Annotated in this window: 25 protein-coding genes; 10 read left to right on the plus strand and 15 right to left on the minus strand. The window is 68.8% G+C overall.

Annotation, left to right across the window (positions count from 1 at the left end):
• Nucleotides 1-39: 39 nt before the first annotated feature.
• The 3 genes from AC07O8_RS14630 (at nucleotide 40) to AC07O8_RS14640 (ending at nucleotide 2,195) form a co-directional block, all read left to right on the plus strand.
• On the plus strand, nucleotides 40-774 hold the full coding sequence (locus AC07O8_RS14630; RefSeq protein WP_495048725.1) for a response regulator: 735 nt from the start codon (nucleotides 40-42) through the stop codon (nucleotides 772-774).
• Nucleotides 775-975: 201 nt separating this feature from the next.
• Nucleotides 976-1,536, plus strand: coding sequence for an HNH endonuclease (locus tag AC07O8_RS14635; protein WP_297524563.1), 561 nt, complete (start codon nucleotides 976-978; stop codon nucleotides 1,534-1,536).
• Nucleotides 1,537-1,727: 191 nt separating this feature from the next.
• A complete protein-coding gene (locus AC07O8_RS14640) occupies nucleotides 1,728-2,195 on the plus strand; it encodes an outer membrane lipoprotein (RefSeq protein ID WP_297524564.1) in 468 nt (155 codons plus the stop codon).
• 78 nt (nucleotides 2,196-2,273) lie between these two features.
• Here the strand turns inward: AC07O8_RS14640 and AC07O8_RS14645 are convergent, their stop codons facing one another.
• The 10 genes from AC07O8_RS14645 to cyoA form a co-directional block, all read right to left on the minus strand.
• Nucleotides 2,274-2,414, minus strand: coding sequence for a HepT-like ribonuclease domain-containing protein (locus AC07O8_RS14645; RefSeq protein ID WP_495048726.1), 141 nt, complete (start codon nucleotides 2,412-2,414; stop codon nucleotides 2,274-2,276).
• A gap of 40 nt (nucleotides 2,415-2,454) precedes the next feature.
• Complete coding sequence (locus AC07O8_RS14650; protein WP_495048727.1) at nucleotides 2,455-2,637, minus strand: HepT-like ribonuclease domain-containing protein; 183 nt, start codon at nucleotides 2,635-2,637, stop codon at nucleotides 2,455-2,457.
• Nucleotides 2,634-2,927 carry a nucleotidyltransferase family protein gene (locus tag AC07O8_RS14655; protein WP_495048728.1) on the minus strand — a complete coding sequence of 98 codons (294 nt, stop codon included), beginning with the start codon at nucleotides 2,925-2,927 and terminating at the stop codon, nucleotides 2,634-2,636. The genes AC07O8_RS14650 and AC07O8_RS14655 overlap by 4 nt, the downstream gene beginning before the upstream one ends.
• Before the next feature lie 87 nt (nucleotides 2,928-3,014).
• Nucleotides 3,015-3,587 (minus strand): response regulator transcription factor, encoded by a 573-nt coding sequence (locus AC07O8_RS14660; protein WP_495048729.1) that lies wholly within the window; start codon nucleotides 3,585-3,587, stop codon nucleotides 3,015-3,017.
• Nucleotides 3,574-4,983 carry an ATP-binding protein gene (locus tag AC07O8_RS14665; protein ID WP_495048730.1) on the minus strand — a complete coding sequence of 470 codons (1,410 nt, stop codon included), beginning with the start codon at nucleotides 4,981-4,983 and terminating at the stop codon, nucleotides 3,574-3,576. Before AC07O8_RS14665 ends, AC07O8_RS14660 begins: the two co-directional genes overlap by 14 nt.
• Before the next feature lie 10 nt (nucleotides 4,984-4,993).
• Entirely contained in the window at nucleotides 4,994-5,752 is a 759-nt protein-coding gene (locus AC07O8_RS14670; protein ID WP_495048731.1) for an SURF1 family protein, read from the minus strand.
• Entirely contained in the window at nucleotides 5,752-6,171 is a 420-nt protein-coding gene (gene cyoD, locus AC07O8_RS14675) for a cytochrome o ubiquinol oxidase subunit IV (protein WP_495048732.1), read from the minus strand. The genes AC07O8_RS14670 and cyoD overlap by 1 nt, the downstream gene beginning before the upstream one ends.
• A complete protein-coding gene (cyoC, locus tag AC07O8_RS14680) occupies nucleotides 6,168-6,776 on the minus strand; it encodes a cytochrome o ubiquinol oxidase subunit III (RefSeq protein WP_431105026.1) in 609 nt (202 codons plus the stop codon). The genes cyoD and cyoC overlap by 4 nt, the downstream gene beginning before the upstream one ends.
• A 37-nt stretch (nucleotides 6,777-6,813) precedes the next feature.
• Nucleotides 6,814-8,808 carry a cytochrome o ubiquinol oxidase subunit I gene (gene cyoB, locus AC07O8_RS14685; protein ID WP_495048733.1) on the minus strand — a complete coding sequence of 665 codons (1,995 nt, stop codon included), beginning with the start codon at nucleotides 8,806-8,808 and terminating at the stop codon, nucleotides 6,814-6,816.
• A gap of 64 nt (nucleotides 8,809-8,872) precedes the next feature.
• On the minus strand, nucleotides 8,873-9,958 hold the full coding sequence (gene cyoA / locus AC07O8_RS14690) for a ubiquinol oxidase subunit II (protein ID WP_495048734.1): 1,086 nt from the start codon (nucleotides 9,956-9,958) through the stop codon (nucleotides 8,873-8,875).
• Between the two features lie 215 nt (nucleotides 9,959-10,173).
• Between cyoA and AC07O8_RS14695 the strand changes: the two genes are divergently transcribed.
• From AC07O8_RS14695 to AC07O8_RS14720, 6 genes are all read left to right on the plus strand, one after another.
• Nucleotides 10,174-11,532, plus strand: coding sequence for an MFS transporter (locus AC07O8_RS14695; protein WP_495048735.1), 1,359 nt, complete (start codon nucleotides 10,174-10,176; stop codon nucleotides 11,530-11,532).
• 184 nt (nucleotides 11,533-11,716) lie between these two features.
• Entirely contained in the window at nucleotides 11,717-12,238 is a 522-nt protein-coding gene (locus AC07O8_RS14700) for a MarR family winged helix-turn-helix transcriptional regulator (protein WP_495048736.1), read from the plus strand.
• 162 nt (nucleotides 12,239-12,400) lie between these two features.
• The gene (locus AC07O8_RS14705) at nucleotides 12,401-14,596 is read left to right on the plus strand and encodes an FUSC family protein (protein ID WP_495049097.1); all 2,196 of its coding nucleotides are present in this window, start codon (nucleotides 12,401-12,403) and stop codon (nucleotides 14,594-14,596) included.
• Nucleotides 14,593-14,811: a DUF1656 domain-containing protein gene (locus tag AC07O8_RS14710; RefSeq protein WP_331614413.1), complete on the plus strand. Its 219-nt coding sequence runs from the start codon at nucleotides 14,593-14,595 to the stop codon at nucleotides 14,809-14,811. The genes AC07O8_RS14705 and AC07O8_RS14710 overlap by 4 nt, the downstream gene beginning before the upstream one ends.
• 59 nt (nucleotides 14,812-14,870) lie before the next feature.
• On the plus strand, nucleotides 14,871-15,785 hold the full coding sequence (locus AC07O8_RS14715) for an efflux RND transporter periplasmic adaptor subunit (protein ID WP_495048737.1): 915 nt from the start codon (nucleotides 14,871-14,873) through the stop codon (nucleotides 15,783-15,785).
• Nucleotides 15,786-15,793: 8 nt separating this feature from the next.
• On the plus strand, nucleotides 15,794-17,308 hold the full coding sequence (locus AC07O8_RS14720; protein ID WP_495048738.1) for an efflux transporter outer membrane subunit: 1,515 nt from the start codon (nucleotides 15,794-15,796) through the stop codon (nucleotides 17,306-17,308).
• Nucleotides 17,309-17,522: 214 nt separating this feature from the next.
• Here AC07O8_RS14720 and AC07O8_RS14725 read toward each other — a convergent pair whose 3' ends face one another.
• The 4 genes from AC07O8_RS14725 to AC07O8_RS14740 form a co-directional block, all read right to left on the minus strand.
• Nucleotides 17,523-19,991 (minus strand): CehA/McbA family metallohydrolase, encoded by a 2,469-nt coding sequence (locus tag AC07O8_RS14725; RefSeq protein ID WP_495048739.1) that lies wholly within the window; start codon nucleotides 19,989-19,991, stop codon nucleotides 17,523-17,525.
• Between the two features lie 23 nt (nucleotides 19,992-20,014).
• Nucleotides 20,015-20,740 (minus strand): PEP-CTERM sorting domain-containing protein, encoded by a 726-nt coding sequence (locus AC07O8_RS14730; protein WP_495048740.1) that lies wholly within the window; start codon nucleotides 20,738-20,740, stop codon nucleotides 20,015-20,017.
• Nucleotides 20,741-20,949: 209 nt separating this feature from the next.
• Nucleotides 20,950-21,855 (minus strand): aromatic amino acid DMT transporter YddG, encoded by a 906-nt coding sequence (gene yddG, locus AC07O8_RS14735; RefSeq protein ID WP_495048741.1) that lies wholly within the window; start codon nucleotides 21,853-21,855, stop codon nucleotides 20,950-20,952.
• Nucleotides 21,842-22,777 (minus strand): AraC family transcriptional regulator, encoded by a 936-nt coding sequence (locus AC07O8_RS14740; RefSeq protein ID WP_495048742.1) that lies wholly within the window; start codon nucleotides 22,775-22,777, stop codon nucleotides 21,842-21,844. The genes yddG and AC07O8_RS14740 overlap by 14 nt, the downstream gene beginning before the upstream one ends.
• A gap of 92 nt (nucleotides 22,778-22,869) precedes the next feature.
• Here AC07O8_RS14740 and AC07O8_RS14745 point away from each other — a divergent pair, with 92 nt between their 5' ends.
• Complete coding sequence (locus AC07O8_RS14745) at nucleotides 22,870-23,628, plus strand: SDR family oxidoreductase (protein ID WP_495048743.1); 759 nt, start codon at nucleotides 22,870-22,872, stop codon at nucleotides 23,626-23,628.
• Between the two features lie 37 nt (nucleotides 23,629-23,665).
• On the opposite strand, the gene AC07O8_RS14750 is transcribed toward AC07O8_RS14745, so the two are convergent.
• Nucleotides 23,666-24,535 (minus strand): glycoside hydrolase family 16 protein, encoded by an 870-nt coding sequence (locus tag AC07O8_RS14750; RefSeq protein WP_495048744.1) that lies wholly within the window; start codon nucleotides 24,533-24,535, stop codon nucleotides 23,666-23,668.
• Between the last annotated feature and the right edge of the window lie 14 nt (nucleotides 24,536-24,549).

Below are 24,549 nucleotides of genomic sequence, written 5' to 3' on the forward strand. Positions count from 1 at the left end.
GGGAGACACGAGATCACGATGCAAGCGACAGCGATTCCCATGACCCTGGTCCTCGTCGAGGACTCGTTGACCATCCGCCGGCAACTGCTGCAGCGGCTGGCGTCGGTGCCCGGGCTGCGGGTGGTCGGCGAGGCGGCCGACGAGACCACGGCCCTCACGCTGATCGGCCACCTGCGGCCGGACGCCGTGCTGCTGGACCTGTCGCTCGCCCACGGCGGCTCCGGCCTGGCGGTGCTGAAGGCGCTGCGCAAGCAGGGCTACGCGGGGCAGGTGCATGTGCTGTCGCACCAGACCGACGCCTACCGCGCGGCCGTGCTGGCGGCCGGCGCGAACGGCTTCTTCGACAAGGCCGAGGAGCTCGACGTGATGCTGTGCCAGCTCACCGGCCAACCGCAGGTGCCGGCGCCGGAGCCGCTCTCCCCGGCGGCGCTGCGGGAGCGGCTCGACCAGACGGTCAAACTCGCGATGCGGGACGGCTCGGAGGTCGTCGTGCACGTGATCGCGGGGCCGCCGGCCTCGCTGCCGCCGTTGGCGGCGCAACTGATCGTGGGGCTGGACGCCGCCGACCTGATCGGCTGGAGCGGCGCGCCGGGCGATGCGCAACTCTGCGTCGTGCAGATCGACAGCGACGACACGCCCACGCTGCGGGAGCGGCTGGACGTGCTGGCGCCGGACACGCGGCTGGGGCAGGCGCGTTTGCCCGACGACGCGCTCTCCGCGGGCGGGCTGGTGACAGTGGCTGAACTGCGGGCTCTGGGGAAGCTGCCGTCCTGAGCGCGTGACGCGCTGGTGACCGCGGCGCATGACTCGAACGAGTCAGCACCTCCAGGTCATGCCCCGACTTGAACCTCGGCCAACGGGCGCCTAAGTTCGGCGAACAGCTGAAACAACGTCTCGGCGGCACCACCGTGCCCGTCCGGCACTTGAATTGCCCCCGCCGACTGGATTACTCTTCGTCGCAGGAGGTCAACGACCGTGGACGTTCTCCAGCTGGACATCTCGGGCCGACCGCAGGCCTGGATCTCGTCGAAGGAAGCAGCGGTGCTGTACGCCAGCGACGCCATCGCGTGGACGCTGGGGGAGCCCTTCCACGTCCTGCGCGGCGGATACCAGCGGCTGACCGGGCTGCAATCTCGGATCGAGCTGCATCCGATCGTGGCGGTCCGCGGCGCGGTGCCGAGCCGCGCGTGGCGCCAAGCGCCGGCCTTGTCCAACTTCAAGCTGTTCGCGCGGGATCGCCATGTCTGCGCCTACTGCGGGCACGTGCTGCATGCGGACCTGCTGACGCGGGAGCACATCCAACCGGTGTCGCGCAACGGCCGCGACACCTGGATGAACTGCATCACCGCCTGCCGCGCCTGCAACGGCCGCAAGGGCAACCGCACGCCGGAAGAGGCGCACATGGCCCTCCTCTACCTGCCCTACGTGCCCAGCCTGCATGAGGACATGATCCTGCGCGGCCGCCGCATCGTGGCGGACCAGATGGAGTTCCTGCTGGCGAGCGTGCCGAAGTCGTCGCGGCTTTATCCGATCTGAGTCAGCGCTTATCCGCGCTGCCATCGCAGTCGTTCGCATCGGCTTAAGAGCCTTCAAAGGCGACTCCTGTAGAGTCTTTTCATGCCCCTTCGAGGGGGCGGCATGCCGCATGCCGTCGAGGTAAAGACTTGTTGCCTGGTCAACGGCGACGCACTGATGTTCGTTGGCCGTGCATCGATTGGAGAACTGAGATGAAGAAGCTGCTGATTGCCACGATGGTGGTGGCCCTGGCCGCCTGCACCACGACGAATCCCGACGTCATCCAGCGCGGCGACGCGCAGCGCATGTCGCAGGTGCAGGACGCCACGGTGCTGTCCTGGCGCCCGGTGACGGTGGACGGCTCGCAGAGCGGTGTCGGCGCGGTCGCGGGTGCGGTGGCGGGCGGCGTGGCCGGCGGCAGCGTCGGTGGCAGCCGCGAGGGCGTGATCGTCGGCGTGCTGGGCGCGGTGGCCGGTGCGGCGCTGGGCAACGCGGTGGAGCGCAGCACGACGAAGGAACAGGCGGTCGAGATCCTGCTGCAGCTGCGCAACGGCGAACGTCGCGCGATCGTCCAGGCGCAGGGCAATGAGAACTTCGCCTCCGGCGAGCCGGTGATCATCGTCACCACCGGCGGCAAGTCGCGCGTGATGCGCGCGCCGGCGGCGACGCGCACGAACTGAGCGCGGCTCAGGCGAGCGTCGAACGCTCAACACGACGAAGGGGCCTCGCGGCCCCTTCTGTCGTTTCTGGTTCTGAAATCAGCCTTCGTTGATCGCGGCTGCCTGCACCGCAGGCAATTGCCTCAGCAGGTCGACAAGATGAACCTCCACCGTGTCCCAGATCATGTGAATGTTGATGTCGATGGCGCGATGGGCAATCCGATTGCGCAATCCCCTCATGAGGCCCCACGGCAGCTGCTCATTGGCGGCAAGGAACGCCTCATGCTCCGCCAGCAGCCTCGCCGCAGCTTCTTCCCAAGACCAGGATATTGAAGAGCACAGCGTGTTGCGTCTTCTTGTCCTCCAGAAAATCGGCCTTGCCGAGTCCGTCCACATGGTTGCACGCGAAGATCGCGGCCTCCTGCATGTGCTCCAAATGATCCACCAAGGTGAAGCGGCTCATACAGGCCGCGCCTCAGCGAGAACCCGACTGCGATATTTGACCGGCACCTCAGGGGGCGTCAGCAGGCACACGGGAACACCCAGCAACTCTTCCAGGTCGCTGTAGAGACCACCCAGATGGAACAGTGTGGCACCGGGCAGCGCGTCCACCAGCAGGTCCAGTTCCTCGTTGTCCTGATCCTTGCCATGCAGCACCGACCCGTACACACGCAGGTTGGCTGTGGTGGGATATCGGGCCACGATGGCGCCCAGTTGGTCCCGCTTCAGAGCGAGTGCTTCAGAGGGCTTCATTCACTCTCCTTCCACTGCGGCAACCTCACCGCAGTCAGAAAAGGATAAGCCCGCTCCGACGCGCGCCACACGAGCGGTGTTGCGGAATCACTTCACCCGCTGCTTCTCCAGCTTGCGTGCCAGCGTGCGCCGGTGCATGCCCAGCCGCCGCGCGGTTTCCGAGATGTTGAAGTCCGTCGCCGCCAGCGTCTCGTGGATGTGCTCCCACTCCAGCGTCTTGATGGACGTGGTGGCGCGGTCGGTGACCTCGACCTCCGCATCGCCCTGCGCACGCGAGAACGCGGCCTCGATGTCGTCGGTGTTCGCCGGCTTCGCGAGGTAGTGCCGCGCGCCCAGCTTGATCGCCTCCACCGCCGTCGCGATGCTCGCGTAGCCGGTCAGCACCACGATCACCATCTCCGGGTCGTGCTCGTGCAAGGTCTGCACGCAGGCCAGGCCCGAGCCGCCGCCCGCCAGCTTCAGGTCGACGACCGCGTATTCCGGCGCCTCCTCCGGGCCGCGATCGGTCAGCAGCTTCTGCACCTGCTCCACGCTCGTCGCGCGCAGCACCTGGTAGCCGCGGCGCTCGAACGAGCGCGACAGCGTGCGCGCGAACGCGTCGTCGTCCTCGACGATCAGCAGCAGGCGGTCGGTATCGGCGATCAGGTCATCCGGCGTCATGGGCAGCATTGTCGGGGAGTCCAAGGGGCGCCAGTGCGGACAGGGGCATGCGGATTTCGACTTCCGCGCCGCCGCCCTCTTCCGCCGGCCGGTTGCGCGCCTGCAGCTTGCCGCCCAGCGAGCGCACCACGTTCAGCGCGAGGAACAAGCCCAGCCCGCCGCCCGCCCGGCCCTTGCTCGATTGATACGGCTTGCCGAAGCGCTCCAGCATCTCGGGCAGGAAACCCGCCCCGCGGTCGCTCACGCGCAGCACCAGCTCGCCGTCATCGGCCAGCGCGCGCAGCGTCACCGGACGGCCCGGCGCGGCCTCGAGCGCGTTGTCCAGCACGTTGTCGATCATCTGCTTGAGCCCGACGTCCGAGACGATGCGCATCTTCGGCAGGTCCGGCGCCGGCAGGTACTCGAGGCCGTGATGCGGACGCGTCGCGCGCCAGTGCCCGGCCAGTTCGTCAAGGAAGGCCTGCAGCGTGGTCACCGTCGGCGCCTCGCCGCGCAGCTCGCCCGCCGACATCAGGATGCCGCTGACGATGGCCTTGCAGCGGCCCAGCTGGATCTGCATCTCCTCGATCTCCTCGCGCAGCTCCGGATCGCCGGCGAACGGAGCCATCCGCGACCAGTCGCCCAGGATCACCGACAGCGTCGCCAGCGGCGTGCCGAGCTCGTGCGCCGCGCCCGAGGCCAGCAGGCCCATGCGGACGATGTGCTCCTCCTCGGCGGCGCGCTGGCGCAGGTCGGCCAGCCGCGCGTCGCGCTGGCGCAGGTTGCGCCCGATGCGCTGGATGAAGATCACCAGCAGCGCCGCGTTGATCGCGAAGCAGATCAGCAGGCCGCCGATGTAGTGCGTCGGCAGCGCCAGGCCTTCCATGTCCGGCACCAGCAGCGGCTGGTGCCACTGCGTCAGCGCGACGAAGCAGCCGCCTGTCACCGCCACCGTGAACCAGATGTAGCGCGAAGGCAGCAGCACCGCGCCCACCGCGATCTGCAGCAGGAACAGGAAGATGAAGGGGTTGGTGACGCCGCCGCTGTAGTACAGCTGGCCGCTGAGCACGGCGATGTCGACGAGCAGGCCGGCGAAGAGCTCGGCGTTGCGCACGCTCGGCACCCAGCGCGTGCGCAGCCAGCAGGCGACGTTGAACAGCACCAGGATCGCCAGCAGCGTCATCATCTCCGGCATCGGCAGCCGGATGTGCAGCGCGAAGTGCACCGACAGCACCGTGCCGAACTGCCCCGCCGCCGCCAGCCAGCGCAGCTGCACCAGCTGCTGCAGGTTGTTGCGGCCGGCCTGCAGCGCGCCCTCGCCGGAGGAGTCCTCGATGCCCAGCGCCCCGGCCGCGCCGTCCAGGTAGCGGCTGTCGTCGGGGTGGTCGTCGTCCGGATCGGGACGGCTCAAGGGCATGGTCGCGGCCTCAGTCCGTCGTGCGGCGGCGATCGAAGCGCCACAGCCAGAAGCCGACGCCCGCGAGCATCGCCGCCATCGCGAACCAGGTCAGCGCGTACTGCAGGTGATGGTTGTTGAAGCGCACCACCGTCAGCCCGCCGCGCGGCCATTGCGTCTGGTCGTCGGCCGCGGCGGCATCGACGAAGTACGGCGCCACCGGGCCCTCGACGACCTGGCGCGCCTTGGCGATCGCCTCGACGTCGCGCGAGTACCAGCGGTCCTGCGCCGGCTCGTTCTTGCGCAGCAGGCTACCCCCCGGCTCCGTCATGCGCAGCAGGCCGACGACCTTGTCCTCGCCCTGCGTCTCCGACGCCGTGCGCGACGCGCGGGTCTTGAACTCCGGCGGCACGAAGCCGCGGTTGACCAGCACCCAGTCGCCGCGCTCGGTGCGCAGCGGCGTCAGCACCCAGTAGCCGGTGCCGAGCTCGGTGCTCGCGCCCACCAGCGTCTCGCGCGAGTGGTCGAAGCTGCCGGTGAGCGCGACCTTGCGGTACTCGTCGCCGTCCTTGGTGATCGCGCTCCAGCGGTCCGCGCCGGGCGCGCGCTCGGGCGCCGCCGCCAGCCGCTTGTCCAGCCGCGCGATCAGGTCTTCCTTCCACGCCAGCCGCTGCAGCTGCCAGACGCCCAGCGAAATGAACACCGCAAATGAAAGGGCCGCGCCCAGCAGCAACGCCCAGAAGGCGATGCCGCGGCGCGGCCGCTGCGGTTCCGTGAGGAACGCGGTCATCAGGGCATGTTGCGCATGTCGTGGACCGGCATCATGTTGCTGTTCAGGTGGAACATCACCCAGATCGAGCCGGCCAGCATGATCACCACGACGGCGATCGTGAAGATCAGCGACAGCATGGACCAGCCGCCCTCGACCTTCGAGTTCATGTGCAGGAAGTACACCATGTGGACCACGATCTGCACGGCCGCGAAGCCCAGCAGCACGATGCCCATCGCCGCCGACGACGAGATCGACTTCGTCATCACCAGGAAGAACGGGATCGCCGTCAGGATCAGCGACAGCAGGAAGCCGATCAGGTAGCCCTTGACGGTGGCGTGGTAGCCGACGTCCTCATGATCGTCGTGGCCGTGGCCGCCATGGCCATGGTCGTGGCCATGCGCGTCATGGCCGTGGTCGTGTTGGTGGTTGTTGCTCACGGCAGCACTCCCATCAGATAAACGAAGGTGAAGACACCGATCCAGATCACGTCCAGGAAGTGCCAGAACATCGACAGGCAGATCAGGCGGCGCTTGTTCTCCTTGGTCAAGCCCAGCTTGCTGACCTGGATCATCAGCGTGACCAGCCAGATGCAGCCGAAGGTGACGTGCAGGCCGTGCGTGCCGACCAGCGTGAAGAACGACGACAGGAAGGCGCTGCGCTGCGGACCCGCGCCTTCATGGATCAGGTGCGCGAACTCATAGAGTTCCACCGCCAGGAAGCACAGGCCGAGCACGCCGGTGATCGCCAGCCAGGCCAGCGTGCCGGTCTTCTTGTTGCCCAGCATCTTGATCATGGCGAAGCCATAGGTGATCGAGGAGAGCAGCAGGAAACCGGTGTTCAGCGCCACCAGCGGCAGGTCGAAGAGGTCGGCGCCCGACGGGCCGGCCGCGTAGCTGCGGCCCAGCACCGCATACGTTGCGAACAGCACCGCGAAGATGAGGCAGTCGCTCATCAGGTAGATCCAGAACCCGAGGAGCGTGCCGTGCTGCGGGTGATGGTCGCCGTTGTCGTAGAACACCGGCGTGCCGGTGTTGTTCGTCATGGTCGTTGCTTGCATTTGGAGTTCGCTCGCTGCGGAATCAGGCCTGGGCGGCCAGCACCTTGGTGCGGGCTTCTTCCGTGCGGGCCACTTCATCCGCGGGGATGTAGTAGTCGCGCTTGTAGTTGAAGGTGTGGACGATCGCCGCGATGACGGTCACCGCGAAGGCGACACCCGCCACCAGCCACATGTGCCAGATCAGGGCGAAGCCGAACAGGGTCGACAGGCCGGCCAGGATCACGCCGGCGCCGGTGTTCTTCGGCATGTGGATCTCCTTGAAGCCGGCGACCGGACGCTGGTGGCCCCGGGTCTTCATGTCGTGCCACGCGTCGTGGTCGTGGACCACCGGCGTGAACGCGAAGTTGTACTGCGGCGGGGGCGACGAGGTCGACCACTCCAGCGTGCGGCCCTGCCACGGATCGCCGTCGAAATCGCGCAGCTGGTCGCGCTTGAAGTAGCTCACCACCAGCTGGATCAGGAAGCTGCCGATGCCCGCCGCGATCAGCAGCGCGCCGAAGGCGGCGATCTGGAACCAGATCTGGAACGACGGATCGTCGAAGTGGCTCATGCGGCGCGTCACGCCCATCAGGCCCAGGACGTACAGCGGCGTGAAGGCCACGAAGAAGCCGATCTGCCAGAACCAGAACGAGCACTTGCCCCAGAACGGATCCAGCTTGTAGCCGAAGGCTTTCGGGAACCAGAACGAGATGCCCGCCAGCAGGCCGAACAGCACGCCGCCGATGATCACGTTGTGGAAGTGGGCGATCAGGAACAGCGAGTTGTGCAGCACGAAGTCGGCCGGCGGCACCGCCAGCAGCACGCCCGTCATGCCACCGATCACGAAGGTGACCATGAAGCCGACGGTCCAGTACATCGGGACCTCGAACTTGATGCGGCCGCGGTACATCGTGAACAGCCAGTTGAAGATCTTCGCGCCCGTCGGGATCGAGATGATCATCGTCGTGATGCCGAAGAACGAGTTGACGCTGGCCCCCGACCCCATCGTGAAGAAGTGGTGCAGCCACACGAGGTAGGACAGGATGGTGATCACGACGGTCGCATAGACCATCGACGCGTAGCCGAACAGCTTCTTCTGGCTGAAGGTGGAGACCACCTCAGAGAAGATGCCGAAGGCCGGCAGCACCAGGATGTAGACCTCGGGGTGGCCCCAGATCCAGATCAGGTTGATGTACATCATGGCGTTGCCGCCAAGATCGGTCGTGAAGAAGTTGGTGCCGGCGTAACGGTCCAGCGACAGCAGCGCCAGCGCCGCGGTCAGGATCGGGAACGAGGCCACGATCAGGATGTTCGAGCACAGCGAGGTCCAGGTGAAGACCGGCATCTTCATCATGGTCATGCCCGGCGCGCGCATCTTGATGATGGTCGCGATCAGGTTGATGCCCGAGAGCGTGGTGCCGACCCCCGCGACCTGCAGCGACCAGATGTAGTAGTCCACCCCCACGCCCGGGCTGGCGAGCAGCCCCGACAGCGGCGGATAGGCCAGCCAGCCGGTGCGCGCGAATTCGCCGACGAACAGCGAGGCCATGCACAGCACGGCGCCGCCGGTGGTCATCCAGAAGCTGAAGTTGTTCAGGAACGGGAAGGCCACGTCGCGCGCGCCGATCTGCAGCGGCACGACGTAGTTCATGAAGCCGGTGATCAACGGCATCGCCACGAAGAAGATCATGATCACGCCGTGGGCGGTGAAGACCTGGTCGTAGTGGTGCGGGGGCAGGAAGCCCAGCTGGTCGCCGAAGGCGATGGCCTGCTGCGCGCGCATCATGAGCGCGTCGGCGAAGCCGCGCAGCAGCATGACCAGGCCCAGCACGATGTACATGATGCCGATCTTCTTGTGGTCGATGCTGGTCACCCAGTCGCGCCAGAAGGGGCACCACAGCTTGAACTTCGTCATCAGGGCGAGGACGAAGAGGCCGCCCAGGGCGACCATCGCGAAGGTGCCGATCAGGATCGGCTCGTGCAGCGGAAGCGCCTCCAGGCTGAGGCGCCCGAAGATGAGCTTTTGAACGTCAATCATCTTGGATCTCTGTTGTGCTTGCGGTTCCGGCGCAGCTGTTCACAGCGGACGCCGGGGACGCCGATCAGTTACGGGTGGCCGAGGCCTGCCACTGCGAGGCGTACTGCCCCGCGTTGTCAGGCGTGCACAGCGCGGCCACGAAGATCCGCTTCTGCTCATTGCTCCAGGGCTTGCTGGCCAGGCCGTCGATGGCGCCCTTGCCGCCGCCGCCGGCGGCGTCGATGGCCATCATCTGGCCCATGCACATCTTGGAACCGTCGACGCAGCGATTGACGACCGCGTCGAACAGGCCGGGGGCGATGCTGGAGAAGCGGCGCACCGGCTGGCGCTCGGACGGCTTCTCGAGATCGAGGTACAGCTCCTTGGTCAGCGCGACGCCGTCGGCCTTGTTGCGCTCGACCCAGGCGGCGAACTCGTCGTTGGACAGGCCGTGGAACTTGAAGCGCATGTGCGAGAAGCCGTCGCCGCTGAAGTTGGCGGAGAAGCCGTCATACACGCCGGGCTTGTTGATCACGGCGTGGAGCTGGCTCTGCATGCCGGGCATCGCGTAGATCATGCCGGCCATGGCGGGCACGTAGAACGCGTTCATCACGGTCGACGAGCTGATCTTGAAGTGGATCGGGCGGTCCACCGGCGCGACCAGTTCGTTGACCGTCGCCACGCCCTGCTCCGGATAGATGAACAGCCACTTCCAGTCCAGCGCCACGACCTCGACGTTCAGCGGCTCGACGCCGGCGGGGATCGCGCGCTGCGCGTCCAGCCGTTCGAGCGGGCGGAAGGGGTCCAGCTTGTGGGTGCTGATCCAGGTCATCGCGCCCAGCGCGATGATGATCAGCAGCGGCGCGCCCCAGATGATCAGTTCCAGCCGCGTCGAGTGGTCCCACTCCGGCGAATAGGTCGCCTGGGTGTTGGACGCGCGGTAGCGGAAGGCGAAGACCAGGGTGAGGATGATCACCGGGACGATGATCAGCAGCATCAGCAGCGTCGATGCGACGATGAGCTGCGCCTGCTGGTTCGCGATGTCGCCCGAAGGTTTCATCACGACCAGGTTGCAGGCGGTGAGGGGCAGCACCAGGGCCAGCAGCCCGAGACGGGCCAGTGACCGGATCGGGCCGGCGAGACTTGTTTTTGCAGATGCTTTGAGGTACATGGGACTCAGCAGACCATCAGGCGTAGTTCACGCGGAACCCCCTTTTCGCCCCGAGAAGGCCTCGGGAACCCGTCGTCCGGAACCTGGTGGGGTTTCTTCCGAAGGGAAAGCGATAAAGGGGAAAACGACACTTGTCGACCGTTGCACGCCGGGCGCAGATTTTGCCCGATTGACCAAAGCTAACTATTGGACATTTTGTCCCAGGTAGGAGACGTATGAACAGCAGCACCCTTTCAACAGCCGGGCAACACCTGGCGACCGTGGGCCAGCCGCTGCCGCGAGGCACCGGGGTGGCGACGAAGGAGGAGCAGGACGCGGTCGCCCCGGGCGACATCGCGGTGGGCGTGGTGAGCGGCCGGGCGTCCGAGTACTTCGACTTCTTCGTCTACGGCATCGCCTCGGTGCTGGTGTTCCCGTCGATCTTCTTCCCGCACATGGAGCGCCTGGAGGGGACGCTGTACGCCTTCGCCCTGCTGGCGCTGGCCTTCGTGGTGCGCCCGATCGGCACGCTGGTCGGGATGGAGATCCAGCGGCGCTTCGGCCGCAGCGTGAAGCTGACGGTGGCGCTGTTCCTGCTGGGCATCTCGACCTGCACGATCGCCGTGCTGCCCGGGTTCAACACCTGGGGCGGCGCGGCCATCGGCCTGCTGGCGCTGTGCCGGATCGGTCAAGGCCTGGCCCTGGGCGGGTCCTGGGACGGCCTGCCCTCGCTGCTGGCGCTGAACGCCCCCGAGGGCCGGCGCGGCTGGTACGCGATGCTGGGGCAGCTCGGCGCGCCCATCGGCTTCCTGATCGCGGCGGCGCTCTACGCCTACCTGTGGAGCAGCCTGGCGACCATCGACTTCCTGAGCTGGGGCTGGCGTTATCCGTTCTTCGCGGCCTTCGCGATCAACGTCGTGGCGCTGTTCGCACGCCTGCGCCTGGTCGTGACGCACGAGTACGAGAAGAACATGGAGGAGCACGAGCTCGATCCCTGCGACACGGACGAGCTGTTCGAGCAGCAGGGCACCACGCTGTTCATCGGCGCGTTCGCCGCGCTGGCCAGCTACGCGCTGTTCCACATCGTCACGGTGTTCCCGCTGTCGTGGGTGATGCTCTACGGCGACCAGAACGTCACGCAGTTCCTGATCGTGCAGGTCATCGGCGCCCTGCTGGCGGCGGCGGCGATGCCCATCTCCGGGATGATCGCGGACCGCATCGGCCGGCGCAGCACCTTGGGCATGCTCGCCACGACGATCGGGATCTTCAGCCTGTTCGCGCCCATCCTGCTGGACAGCGGCAGCATGGGCCAGAACATCTTCATCCTGGTGGGCTTCGTGCTGCTGGGGCTGTCCTACGGCCAGTCCTCGGGCGCGGTGACGTCCAACTTCCTGCCCCGCTTCCGCTACACGGGCGCGGCGCTGACCTCGGACCTGGCCTGGATCATCGGCGCGGCCTTCGCCCCGCTGGTGGCGCTGGGCCTGTCGGCGAAGTTCGGGCTGTGGGCGGTCACCGTCTACCTGCTCTCGGGCTCCATCGTCACGCTGGTGGCGCTGCGGACCAACCGGATGCTGACGATGAAGGACAAGGACTGACACCCAAAGTCGCGACACGGGCTTGACAGCCCGCGACGCGAAAAAGCAACGGCCGGTCGGGAGATCGGCCGTTTTCTTTTGCCCCTCGCCGCCGCGAGGCGCCCTTGCCCCTGCGCAACGGATCCGTCCGATCGGAATGACCCTACTGAATTAGATAGCAAGCTACCTAATTAGAATCGCGGTCATGACGTCCTCGAGCTCCAAGCCGCCCCACACCCCGACGCGCACCCTGACGCGCACCGCGCGCGAGACCGCGCTGATGTCGATCGGCATGACGCTGCCCGTCCTGGAGCGGGCGTACCGCGCCAAGGCCAACCTGGCCATGGCCCCTGTCGTGGGGCTGTCGCAGGCGCTCGCCTGGCCCCTGGTCATGATCGGCCGTCGCGGCGACGGCCTGCGCCAGGGCGAACTGGCGACGCTGCTGAGCATCGAGGGACCGTCGCTGACGCGTTCGGTGGAGCAGCTGATCAGCGGCGGCTTCATCGAGCGCCACGAGGATCCCGACGACCGCCGCGCCAGGACGCTGCACCTGACCGCGCTGGGCGCGGACGCCTGCGAGCAGATCGAGGACACGCTGCGCGACCTGCGCAACGCGCTCTACGAGGGCATCCCGGACGCCGACATCGAGGCCGCGCTGCGCGTCTTCGCCACGCTGTCGGAGCGGGTCGGCGCGCCGAAGGCGGTCGTGCCGCCGCGGCGCAAGTGACGCCGAGACCCAAGCCGTACCGCGGTCATGAAGTTCCCCACCCTCTCCCTCCCTTTGCTGCGCCGGCCGTCGATGCGGCTGCCGAAGCTCCGAGTGCCGATGCAGCGGGTGCCGTCGCTCCGGACGCCGTCATTGCGGCTGCCGCCACTGCGGCTGCCGACGCTGCCGGCCGTGCTGCGCCCCGGCTTCACGGCCGCTGAATGGCTCTTCTCGTTCAAGGCCTTCGCTGCCGCGATGCTGGCGGTGTTCCTGGCCAGCTGGGCGGGCCAACCGCGGCCGTTCTGGGCGCTGATGACGGCCTATGTCGTCGCGAATCCGCTGGCCGGCGCGGTGCGTTCGAAGGGGCTGTTCCGCTTCATCGGCACCCTGATCGGCGGCGCGGCGGCGGTGCTGCTGGTGCCCCGCTTCGCCAACGCGCCGGAGCTGCTGAGCCTGGCGCTCGCGCTGTGGGTCGCGGGCTGCCTGTGCCTGTCGCTGCGCGACCGCACGCCGCGCGCCTATGCCTTCATGCTGGCCGGCTACACGGCCGCGCTGATCGGCTTCCCGTCGGTGGACACGCCGCTGGCGATCTTCGACACCGCCGTCGCGCGCCTGGAGGAGATCGGCCTGGGCGTGCTGGCCGCGACGCTGGTGCACAGCCTGGTGCTGCCCAACAGCCTGTCGAGCTCGGTGCTGGGTCTGCTGGACCGCACGCTGGGGGACACGCGCGCCTGGCTGGGCGACATCGCCGCCCGCCGCGACGGCGGCGCGGACCGTCGCCGCGTCGCCGGCGACATCACGCAGCTGCGGCTGCTGTCGATCCACATCCCCTTCGACACCAGCCACCTGCGCTGGACCGCCGATGCCGTGCATGCGATGCAGGACGGCGTCGCCGCGCTGACGCCGCTGCTGGCGGGCGTCGAGGACCGGCTGCAGGCGCTCGAAGCGCATGGCGGCGACGCCGGCCGGTTGCCCGACGACGTGCGCGCGATGCTGGCCGCCATCGGCCCGTGGCTCGCACTGCCGGCCACCGAGGCCCAGGCCCGACTGCCCGCCCTGCGCGCGCAACTCGCCGCGTTGACCGGCGAGGCGGCGCGCCATCGCCTGGCCGACGACCCGTGGGCGCGCCTGCTGCGCGTTGCGCTGGCGGAGCGGATGAGCGCGCTGCTCGAGGGCTGGCTGCATTGCATGCACCTGCGGGCCGACATCGACCGCGGCCTCGCGGGCGAGGCCATGCCCTCGCGCCCCGGGCCGGCGCTGAGCGGCCCCAAGCTGCACCGGGACATGGGCATGGCGCTGTGGTCCGGCGCGGCCGCGCTGATCGCGATCCTGGTCTGCTGCGCGTTCTGGATCCTCACCGGCTGGCCGATGGGCTCGGCGGCCGCGATGATGGCGGCGATCTTCTGCTGCTTCTTCGCGGCGATGGACGACCCGGTGCCGGCCATCCACGGCTTCCTCCGCTGGACGGTGCTGTCGATGCCCTTCGGCGCCATCTACGTGCTGGTGCTGCTGCCGCTGGTGCGGGACATGTGGACGCTGATGGCCGTCTGCGCGCCGATGTTCCTGATCGTCGGCGCGTACGTCGGCCGGCCTTCGACCTTCGGCGCCGCATTGCCCTTCCTGTTCGGCGTGATCGGCACGCTGGTGATGCACGACACGGCGCAGGCGGACCTGACGAGCTTCCTCAACTCGATGTCGGGCCAGTTGGCCGGCGTCTTCGTCGCGGCGCAGGTCACGCGGCTCATGCGCTCCGTCGGCGCCGACTGGAGCGCCCGGCGCATCCAGCGCGCGACCTGGCGCGAGCTCGACGAGCTCGCCCGCCTGCCCCGTTCCGCCGGCCGCGCGCAGGCCTATCTGCTGCGCATGCTGGACCGCATCTCGCTGCTGGCGCCGCGCGTCGCGCAAGCGGGCGGCTCGGTGCCGGGCGTGCCCACCGACGATGCCCTGCACGACCTGCGCGTCGGCGCCGACCTGGTCGCGCTCCAGGCTGCGCGCGGCCGGCTGCCGCAAGCGGCGGCGCTGCCGCTGCAGCCCCTGCTGACCGCCATCGGCGATTGGCAGCGGGACCGCATCGCCGGTCGGGCCGACGCGATCGCGTCGCCGCCGGCCGCCGTGCTGGATCGGCTGGACGCGGCGCTCGCCGGGCTCGTCGCGGCCTACCCCACCTCGCAGGCGCTGCCCGTGGCGGCGATCCCCGCCGCCAGCGCGCTCATGGGCCTGCGTCGCAACCTGTTCCCGCAGGCGCCGACGCCACAGCTTCCTGTCGACGCCGTCGCCGCCAACGACCTCGGCGCCTCCGAAGAGATGAACCTGACCGCCCCGACTGACACCGCTGACCCGGCTCACTCGAACGATCTGAACAAGGAGAACCCGGCATGACCGGCGCAGTGGATTTCTTCGGGCTTTATCTGCCCTGGCTGATGCCGCTCGCGGCGCTGGCGCTGCTGGCGCTGTCCGCGGTGCGGCGGCTGCTGGCCTCGGTCGGCGCATACCGCTGGATCTGGCATCCGGCGCTGTTCGACCTCGCGGTCTACGTGCTGCTGCTATGGGGCCTGAGCGTCGCCTCGCTTCGCCTGCTGCACGGGCCGGGATGACAACGACCTCGCCTCCGACCGATCAACGAATGACTCTCCGCAAGTCCGGACCCGACGACATGAACACCTCCTCCTTCCCCCTTCGCCGCTTGATCTCGATGGCCGTCACCCTCGCGGTGGTCGGCGGCGCCCTGTGGGCGGCCGGCAGGCTCTGGGACCGCTACGAACTCCAGCCCTGGACGCGCGACGGTCGCGTGCGCGCCAACGTCGTGCAGATCGCGCCGGACGTCTCCGGCCTGGTCACCGCCGTGCCGGTGCAGGACAACCAGCAGGTCGCCGCCGGCGCGCTGCTGTTCGAGGTCGACCGCGCGCGCTACGAGCTGGCGCTGCGGCAATCGCAGGCGCAGTTGTCGGCGCAGAAGGTCGCGCTGGCGCAGGCGCTGCGCGAGGCCGATCGCAACAAGGGACTCGGCTCGCTGGTCTCGCAGGAAGCGAGTGAGCAGACCCGCAGCCGCGCGGAGCAAGCCCGTGCCGCCGTCGCGCAGGCCGAGGTGGCCGTCGACAGCGCCAAACTCAACCTGGCGCGCGCCGAGATCCGCGCCCCGTCCGCCGGCACCATCACCAACTTCGACCTGCGCCAGGGCGCCTATGCGAGCGCCGGGCATCCGGTGCTCGCGCTCGTGGACGCGGGCTCGCTCTACGTCGAGGGCTACTTCGAGGAGACCAAGCTGCCCCGCATCCACGTCGGCGACGCCGTCGAGGTCAAGCCGATGGGCGCGAGCCGCGCGCTGACGGGTCGCGTCGACAGCCTCTCCGCCGGCATCGCCGACCGCGACCGCAGCACCAGCGCCAACCTGCTGCCCAGCGTGAACCCGACCTTCAACTGGGTGCGGCTGCCGCAGCGCGTGCCGGTGCGGGTGAAGCTCGATCCGCTGCCGCCGGGCGAGCGGCTCGTCGCGGGGCAGACGGTGACCGTGCAGGTGATTCCCGCATCGACGGTCACTGCGGCCGTGAAGACGGGGGCGAAGTCATGACAAGCGCGATGAAGCCCCTGCTGGCGGTGATCGCAGCCGCGGCGCTGGCCGCCTGTTCCACGGCGCCCAAAGGTCCGGACTATCAGGTGCCCGCCGAGGCCGTCGTGCTGAAGCCGCGCGCCTCAGCCACCTTCCTTGAACAGCAACGTGCGGCGGAGGCCGCGAAGAACGATGCCGACGCCAAGGGCGAGGCCGGGCCATCCGTACCGTTCGATGCCACGCCGCTGCCGCCGCACTGGTGGCGGCTGTTCCAGGATCCGAAGCTGGATGCGTTGGTGGAACAGGCGCTCGCGCGCAACACCGATCTGCGCCAGGCGGTCGCGAATCTCGAGCGCGTGCAGGCCTTCGAATCCGAGGTCGCCGGCGGCGAGAAGCCGACCGTCAGCGTCAACGGCGGACCGAGTTACGGACACCCGTCGGGCCTGTCGATGCTGAAGAAGGACTACGTGCCGCCCGACACCTATCGCTACAGCGCCGGCGTGGGCCTCTCCTACCAGCTCGACCTGTTCGGCCAGATCCGTCGCGCGATCGAGTCGTCGCACGCGAGCAGCGAGGCCGCCGCGGCCGCGCTCGACCTGGTCAAGGTGAACGTGGCGGCGGGCACGGCACGTGCGTATGCGGAGGCCTGCGCGACCGGCCAGCGGCTCGCCTCCGCGCAGCATTCGGTCGATCTGCAGCGCGAGGCGATCGACGTCACCGAGCGACTGCAGCGCGCCGGCCGCGTCGGCGAGATCGACGCGGCGCGCGCCCGCAGCCAGCTCCAGCAGTTGCGCGCGGCGCTGCCGCCCTTGCTGGCGCAGCGGCAATCGGCGCTGTACCGGCTCGCGACCTTGACCGGCGAGCTGCCGGAGGACTTCCCGCAAGAACTGGCCGAGTGCCATGTCGCACCGCAGGTGACCGGCACGATTCCCGTCGGCGACGGCGCCGCGCTGCTGCGCCGCCGTCCCGACATCCGGCAGGCCGAGCGCGAACTCCATGCGGCGACGGCGCGCATCGGCGTCGCGATCGCGGACCGGTATCCGAAGATCAGTCTGGGCCTGTCGGCCGGCTCGGCGGGCACGCTCGCGGGCTTCGGCAAGAGCGACACGCTGAGCTGGAGCCTCGGTCCGCTGATCTCCTGGACCTTGCCGAACAACGGCATCGCCGACGCGCGGATCGCGCAGGCCGAAGCGGGCACGCGGCAGGCCGCGGCGCGCTTTGACGGCACCGTGCTGAACGCGCTGCGCGAGACCGAGACCGCCCTCAACCAGTACGCCCGCGAGCTGGATCGCCGCGCGGCGCTGCAGGCCTCGCGCGACGAGGCGGCGATCGTCGCCGGACAGGCCCGGCGGCTGTACCAGGGCGGCAAGGTCGGCTACCTGGACGCGCTCGACGCCGAGCGGGCGCTCGCCGCGAGCGATGCCGCACTCGCGGCGTCCGAGGCGACGCTGATCGACGAGCAGGTGCAGCTGTTCCTCGCGCTGGGCGGCGGTTGGGAGTCGTCCCCGGAGCGGACGGACAAGCAAGCTCACGCGGCGCGCTGACGAAAAAGGCGGTCCTTCTCGGGACCGCCTTCCTCTGACTTCACCGGCCGCTGGCCCTCACCCCCGCCCTCTCCCGCAAGCGGGAGAGGGAGCAAAAGGGAGAGCAAGAGCAAGAGCAAGAGCGAGAGCGCTCGCGACTCCGACTCCGACTCCGACTCCGACTCCGACTTCTCCTACTCCTCGTCGGCCGCCCTTTGGCGGCCGTGTGCCTTCATCAGGGATAGCTGATGGTCAGCTTGTAGGGCGAGGTCGTGCTAGCTCCCGTGTACGACATCACCTTGATGTAGACCGTCTGCGCGGTCGCGCCGTTCTGGTACGTCAGCGACTCCGTGCTGCCGACCGCCTCCGAGCGCGCCAGGCCCGTGCCGGTGGACTTCACCACGTACAGGTCGTAGTCGATGCTCGCCGAGGTCGGGCCGGTCATGTCCACGCGCAGGCGCTGGTTGGCGGCCAGCGTGACCTTGAAGAAGTCGATGTCGGCGGCGCTGCCGATGAAGCCGGTCAGCTGGTTGCGGCTGCCCAGGGCGTTCGCCGCGGCGATCGTGTTGTTGGGCTCGACTTCGTCCGCCGCGTCGACGACGTTGTTGACGGTGAAGCTCACCGGCGCGGACGTCGTCGTGTTGCCGGCCGCGTCGTAGGCCTTGGCCACGAGGCTGTGCGTGCCGTTGGTCAGCTGGGTCGAGTTGACGTCGATCGCGTATGGCGACGTCGTGTCGATGTCGCGCAGCGCGCCGTCCAGCCAGAACTCCACCTGCGTCACGCCGATGTTGTCGCTGGCGGTGGCGGAGAAGGTGATCGTGCCGGTCGTGCCGTTCACCGCGGCCGTCACCGACGGCGGCGTGGTGTCGCCGCCGCTGACGCCCTGGTTGACCCAGATCGGCGCGGACCACAGCACCTTGCCGTCGTCCTGCGTGACCTTGGCGTAGTAGAAATGCTTGCCGTTGGCCGGCGTGATCGTCGCGGTCGGGCTGCTGCTCAGCAGCGTGACCGTGCCGTTGCGGCCGGGGACGCCCTCCCAGATCTCGGTCTGCACCACCGTGCGGCCGTTCGGGTTGTAGAACCCGACGTTCAGCGCGAGCGCGCCGGCATTGTCGAAGCGCTCGCCCATGATCTTGCCGTTGGCGCTGAAGATCAGCTGCGAGTTCTTGTCCAGCGTCGCGAAGACGCGGCGCGCCTTCAGCGCGTCGACCAGCGCGGCCTTGCTCAGCGCCGTGCCCGTGGGGATCAGCACCGCGGTCCGGTTCGTGTAGGACTTGCCCCAATTGGCGCAGTGGTTGTCCTGGTTGGTCGCCGGCGCCACGTGGAAGCCGCGCTCCAGCAGCTTCTTCCACGAGCCCTCGTAGGAGCTGCGCGAGGTCTCGGTCTCGGTCGTGTTGGACGAGAACGCGGAGGTGTTCATCACCTCGGACATCACCATCACCTCGTCGCCGTCGGCGCTGTAGGCCATGTCGGTGCCGTTGATGATGAACTGGCCGCTCGAGTCCGGATGGTTGAACTGGCCGATCAGGCCTTGCGCGCGCATCACCGAGTACAGCGTCGCGTAGTCGTTCTTGGCGATGTAGCGGTCGCCGAAGAGCTCGTTCTGCGCGTTGTATTCCCACGAGAACAGCTCGTTGCTGTTGAAGATGTTCAGGTGGCCGCCGTTGTTGATGACGCCCCACTCCATGCCGTACACGGCGAGGAAGCCGGCGTTGGCCGCGCTGTAGTCGGCCGCGATCTGCAGGCCGCGCTGGTAGCGCGCCTTGGCGGCGGTGGCGCTGCCGCCGGTGTTGGTGCTCGACGAGCCGTCGTAGTAGTGGTTGTGGTCGGTGTTGGCGAAGATGTCCAGGCCCGCGCCCTTGGCGTACGGGAAGGCCGCGTCGGGACCGAAGGCGCCGGTCTGCGCCGGCTGCGACGAGCTGCAGCTGCCGATGGCGCCGCCGCCGTCGGAGTCGTTGGTCTGGCCGTGGAAGCTGCCGTAGTAGATGGTGTAGGGCCAGGAGCCCGCGCCCACCGCCGCCGACTGCACGCGCGCGCGCTGGTCGGACTCGCCCGAGGCGCCCATCGCCAGCGGACGCAGCGTGCCCATCGCGACCTTGGCCGGCTTGCCGAGGGCGAAGGTCCAGCTCTGCTCGACCGCGTGGCCGCCTTCGCCAGCCTGCTGGGCGGCGAGGATCTCGGCGAACTGCGCGTCGGCGCCCGAGCCCTTGAGCGCGGTGTCCGCCTTGGCGCTGAGCGCCGTCAACGTCGCGGTGTAGAGGCCGTCCGGCAGGGTCGCGTCGGTGCGGCCGGCCCAGTTCAGCGGGACCGACTTGACGTCGCCGGCGTACTTCTCGACGCCGCTCCAGCGCTTGACGACGGCCCCGGCGGGCGAGCGCAGCTCGACCCGGTAGGCCAGCAGCGTGCCGGCGGGGGCGCCGACGTAGTCCAGATGGACCGCGAACTCGCGCGCGCCGGTGGCTTCGGCGCCGGTGAAGGGCACGTCCAGCGCGGCGTCGAACTCATGATGGTCCGGGTACTTGGCCGACGGGTCGGCGGTCAGCGCGGTCGCGCGGTCGTCCGGCGCGGCCGCCTGCTGTTGCGCCGCCGGCTTCTCGCCGTTGAGGCCGCCGCCGCAGGCGGTCAGCATGACGGCCAGGGCGCTGAGGGTGGTGACGCGCAGCACGGCGCGTCCGGTGATCGGGAACAGGGTGCGGAAGCTCATGGGGATGTTCTCCTCGACGTTGTTCAGGCTTGCTTGCGGCGGCGGAGGCTCACGCTCATCGCGCCCAGCGCGACCAGGGTCAGCGCGATCGAGGCGGGCTCGGGCACTTCCGGCACCTCGACCTCGGGGATCAGCGAGCCGGCGAACAGGACCATGTCGTAGCGGATGGTCCCGGCGGTGCCGTAATTGCTCGAGGCGCCGGTGGCGCTGTAGCCCTGCGTGCCGGGCGCGAACATGCTGACCAGTTGCACCGCGAAGTTGGCGTTGTTGTCGACGCCGGCGATGTCGGAGAAGTCGAAGCCCAGTCCCTTCACGAAGACGCTGTCGCGCAGCATGCGGAAGGTGGTGGCCTCGATCCAGTTCTCGCCGTCGAGCGTGTACTGCAGCGCGGTCCAGGCGGAGGCGGTGGCGCTGTTGCGCTGGTCGAAGCTCAGGACGATGTCCTGGAAGCCGGTGGTGTCGATCGAGAACCGCACGCCGGTCGTGCGATCGCCGCTGCCTTGCGCGGCGTAGCCGGCGGTGTTGAGCGCCATCGAACCGGCGGTGGTGTCCGACGAGCCGGACTGGCTGACGAAGGTGGAGCTGACGCCCAGCGGGTCGAAGGACGCGTTGCCGTTGTCGGTGTACGTCGGTTTGGTGGAGATGATGCCGCCCCGGTCGGGGCTGTAGCTCCACAACGCGACGGTGTCCGCGTGCGCGAGACCGGTGAGCAGTAGGCCTGCGGCGAGCAGGAAGGATTTGAATGTCATGGCGACCCTCGGACTGGATTTGGTGAGACCAAAAGTTTGCGCAAACGTTTACGGCAAAACTTTGTCAGCAAATGTGTGATGTTGTGCGCTTGACTTCACGCACGTAAAGGAACGGCCGGAGCGTAGGGTCGCTTCGTGACAAGGAGGTTGCGGGGAAGCCCGGAGGCGGGAATGCCGCACCCCGCGTTTGAGGGGGCCGCGCAGGCGGATCAGGCCGACCGCCTGGCCCCGATCCCCGCGACCAGCGAGCCGGCGGCCACCATCGCCGCCCCGCCCCAGAACACCGGCGGCAAGGGCGCGCTCAGCAGCAACGACGCGAACAGCGCCGACATCAATGGTGTCGCGTTGGCCGCCAGGCCGAGCACCTGGATGTTCCCGCGCAGCATGCCGATGTTCCACAGCAGGTAGGCGAGCGTCACGGCCGCGCTCGCCAGCGCGACCTGGACGACGATGTGCGTCGACCCGTTCATCGGCGTCCGTTCCGCGTTGAGCGCGTGCACGATCCAGAAGCCGACCGCGCTCAACGCCATGAAGAACCAGAGCGCGTTCTTCCCCTCGGCCATGTGCCTGGTGCAGGTGCTGTAGAGGGCCCACACGATGGCGCCGATGAAGGCGAGGCCGTAGCTGAGCGGGTTCGACGCGGCGTTGTGGAAGAAGCGGCTCAGCGACAGGCCTTCCGGCGGCGAGGACGCCGCGACCACGCCCGCGAAGGCCAGCGCGAGCCCGGACAGCATCAGCGCGTTCAGCCGCTGGCGGCCCGCGATCGCCGAGCACAGCACGGTGAGGCTGGGCCAGAGGTAATTGACCATGCCGACCTCGATGGCCTCGTGCCGAGAGCGCGCGAAGCCGAGCGCCAGGACGAAGCACAGCTCATACCCGACGAACAGCGCGGCGCCCAGCCACAGGTAAGGGCGCGGCAGCGCGCGCAGCGAGGTGCGGGTCGGCAGGAGCAGCAGCGCGGCCACCGTGAAGAGCACCGCTGGCGCGCCGGTCCGGCCGAGGAACTCGATCGTGCTGCGCGTGACGCCGACGGACGTGCTCCAGAACAGGATGGCCACCAGGCCCAGCAGCGTGGCGCCGTTCCACACAGACTTGGACAGATCAGACCTCGACATCCCTGCTTTCCCTGCCACGCCGGGCGAACCGCCCCGGGGGCATGCCCACATGCCGCGTGAACGCCACGCCGAACGGACCGACGGCGCTGTAGCCCACGCGCTCGGCGATCTCCGCGATCGACAGCTCGCGCTGCCGCAGCCATCGTTTGGCCAGCGCCATGCGCCACGCGAGCAGGTAGGCCATGGGCGCGACGCCGATCGCACGGCTGAAGCGCTCGAAGAAGGCGGAGCGCGACATCGACGCCTCCTTCGCCAGCTCGACCACCGTCCACGGCAGCGCGGGGGCCGCATGCATGCGCCGCAGCGCCTGTGCCAGCTTCGGATCGGCCAGGCCCCGCACCAGCCCCGGCGTTTGCGCCGTGCTCGCCGTCGAGCGGAAGGCCTCGATCAGCAGCACCTCCAGCAGGCGGGACATCACGATCTCCCGCGCGGGCCGATCGGCACGGGATTCGTCGCCGACCAGCTGGACCAACGTCGACAGGCGACGCTCCCCGGGCACATGGACCCATTGCGGCAGCAGCGACACCAGCAGCTCCGCGTCCGGCGAGCCGAGCACGCAGTGGCCGACCAGCATCCGCATGTCGACCTTCCCGTCCGGGTCGCCGATGCGCGCGCCGCCGGGCATCGGCGCGATCGGCGTGGTGACGGGTTCGCCCTCGCGCGGCGGCTCGCGATCCAGGCTCGAGGTGGCGAAGTTGCGCGCGGCCGGCAGCAGGACGAAATCGCCCTGGCGCACCGTGATCGTCTGGCTGCCCGTGGGACCCTCGATCGTCAGGTGGCACGACCCTTCGAGCGCGACGAAGTAGAACGGCCGCCCCGTTTCGCTCCGGCGCACGGCCCAGGGCGCAGAGGCGATCACGAGCTTGGAGAACGGCGCCTGCGGTCGCAGCAGCGACACGACTTCCGCCAGGGGATCGATCATCTGGACGATCTCGACAAACCAATGGACGCCGCAGTGTAGCCAGTCCGGATCGCGCTCCTTATCGTGCGGGCTCCCCCCACCAGGAGTTCTCCATGTCCCGTGTTTCCACCGTCCTGATCACCGGCTGCTCGTCCGGCTTCGGCCTCGAGACGGCACGTTTCTTCCTCGACCAGGGATGGCGCGTCGTCGCGACGATGCGCACGCCGCGCGAGAACCTGCTCCCGAAGTCCGAAGCCCTTCGTGTGCTGCCGCTCGACGTCACCGATGCCGACGGCATCCGCCGATGCCTCGAGGACGCCGGTCCGATCGATGCGCTGGTCAACAACGCCGGCGTCGGCCTGCTGTCGTCGCTGGAGGCCGTCGACATGGCCAACGCCCGCGCGCTTTACGAGACCAACGTGCTCGGCACCATCGCGATGACGCAGGCGGTGCTGCCGCAGTTCCGCGAGCGCCGCGCGGGCGTGGTGGTGAACGTCACGTCGAGCGTGACGCTGAAGTCGCTGCCGCTGCTGTCGGTCTACACGGGCAGCAAGGCGGCGGTCAACGCGTTCACCGAGTCGCTCGCGCTGGAGCTGGCGCCCTTCAACATCCGCGCACGGCTGGTGTTGCCGGGCCGCTCGCCGACGACGAGCTTTGGCGACAACGCCCGCAAGCTGATGAGCCCCGACGTGCCCGAAGCCTACGTGGCGTTCCGTGACCAGGTCTTCGCGGCGGTGCGCGACCTGTCGACGCCGGTGACCGTCGCGCAGGACGTGGCAGAGGCCGTCTGGCGCGCCGTCACGGATCCGCAGTCGCCGATGCGGATTCCAGCCGGCGCGGACGCGGTGGCGCTCGCCTCGGCGTTGGCCTAGGCGCTGGCGTCGGCGTTGGCGCGGCCTTGAGGCCCGCTCACTTCCCCGCCTGATACACCTTCACGAAGTCGACCTCATACCCGATCGGAAAGATCGTGTCGTCGATCTCCCCGCCGAGGTCGCCGCCGATGGCGAGGTTGAGGATCAGGAACTGCGGCTTGTCGAACGGCCATTGCGCCGGCCCCTGGCCCAGGTTGGGATAGGCCGCGTGCACCTGGCCGTCGATGCCGAAGCGGATCTCCTTCGGCGTCCACAGCATCTGGTAGGTGTGGAACTGGCCGCAGGCGGTGGCGAGCCTGCGACCGTCGCCGACGCCGTGTCCGCCGTGGCCCGAGGTCGTGTGCACGGTGCTGAAGACCCAGTCCGGCTTCTGTCCCATGTGTTCCAGGATGTCGAGCTCGCCCGACGCCGGCCAGTCCCCCTGGCTGCCGAGCATCCAGACCGCCGGCCACGTGCCCTGGCCGCAGGGCAGCTTCGCGCGGATCTCGAAGTAGCCGTAGGTCCACTCGGCCTTGCCTTTCGTGATCAGCCGCGTCGACGTGTACTTCTGCCCGCCCCAATCCGGCAAGGTGGACAAGGACTCCTTGCGCGCCGTGATCACCAGCCGGCCGTCCTTCAGCGCGGCGTTCTCCGCACGGGGACCCGAGTAGTACTGCTTCTCCCGGTTGTGCCAGCCTTGCTTGTTCATGCCGGTGTCGTAGGCCCACTTCGACGCGTCCGGCAGCGTGCCCTGGTCGAATTCATCGGCCCAGACCAGCGTGAACCCCGCCGGCAGTCCGATCGGGCCGGTGGCCGCGCCGCCCTTGCCCGTCGCCGTCTGCGCCTGCGCGAGCGCCGCGCTGCCGTCGATCGCCAGGGCGGCCAGCAGCGGCAGCGCCGCCCAGCGACGCGTCAATCGTTGCTTCATGAACCAGGTCTCCG

This window comes from Roseateles sp. GW821-FHT09G09, from assembly GCF_059415965.1.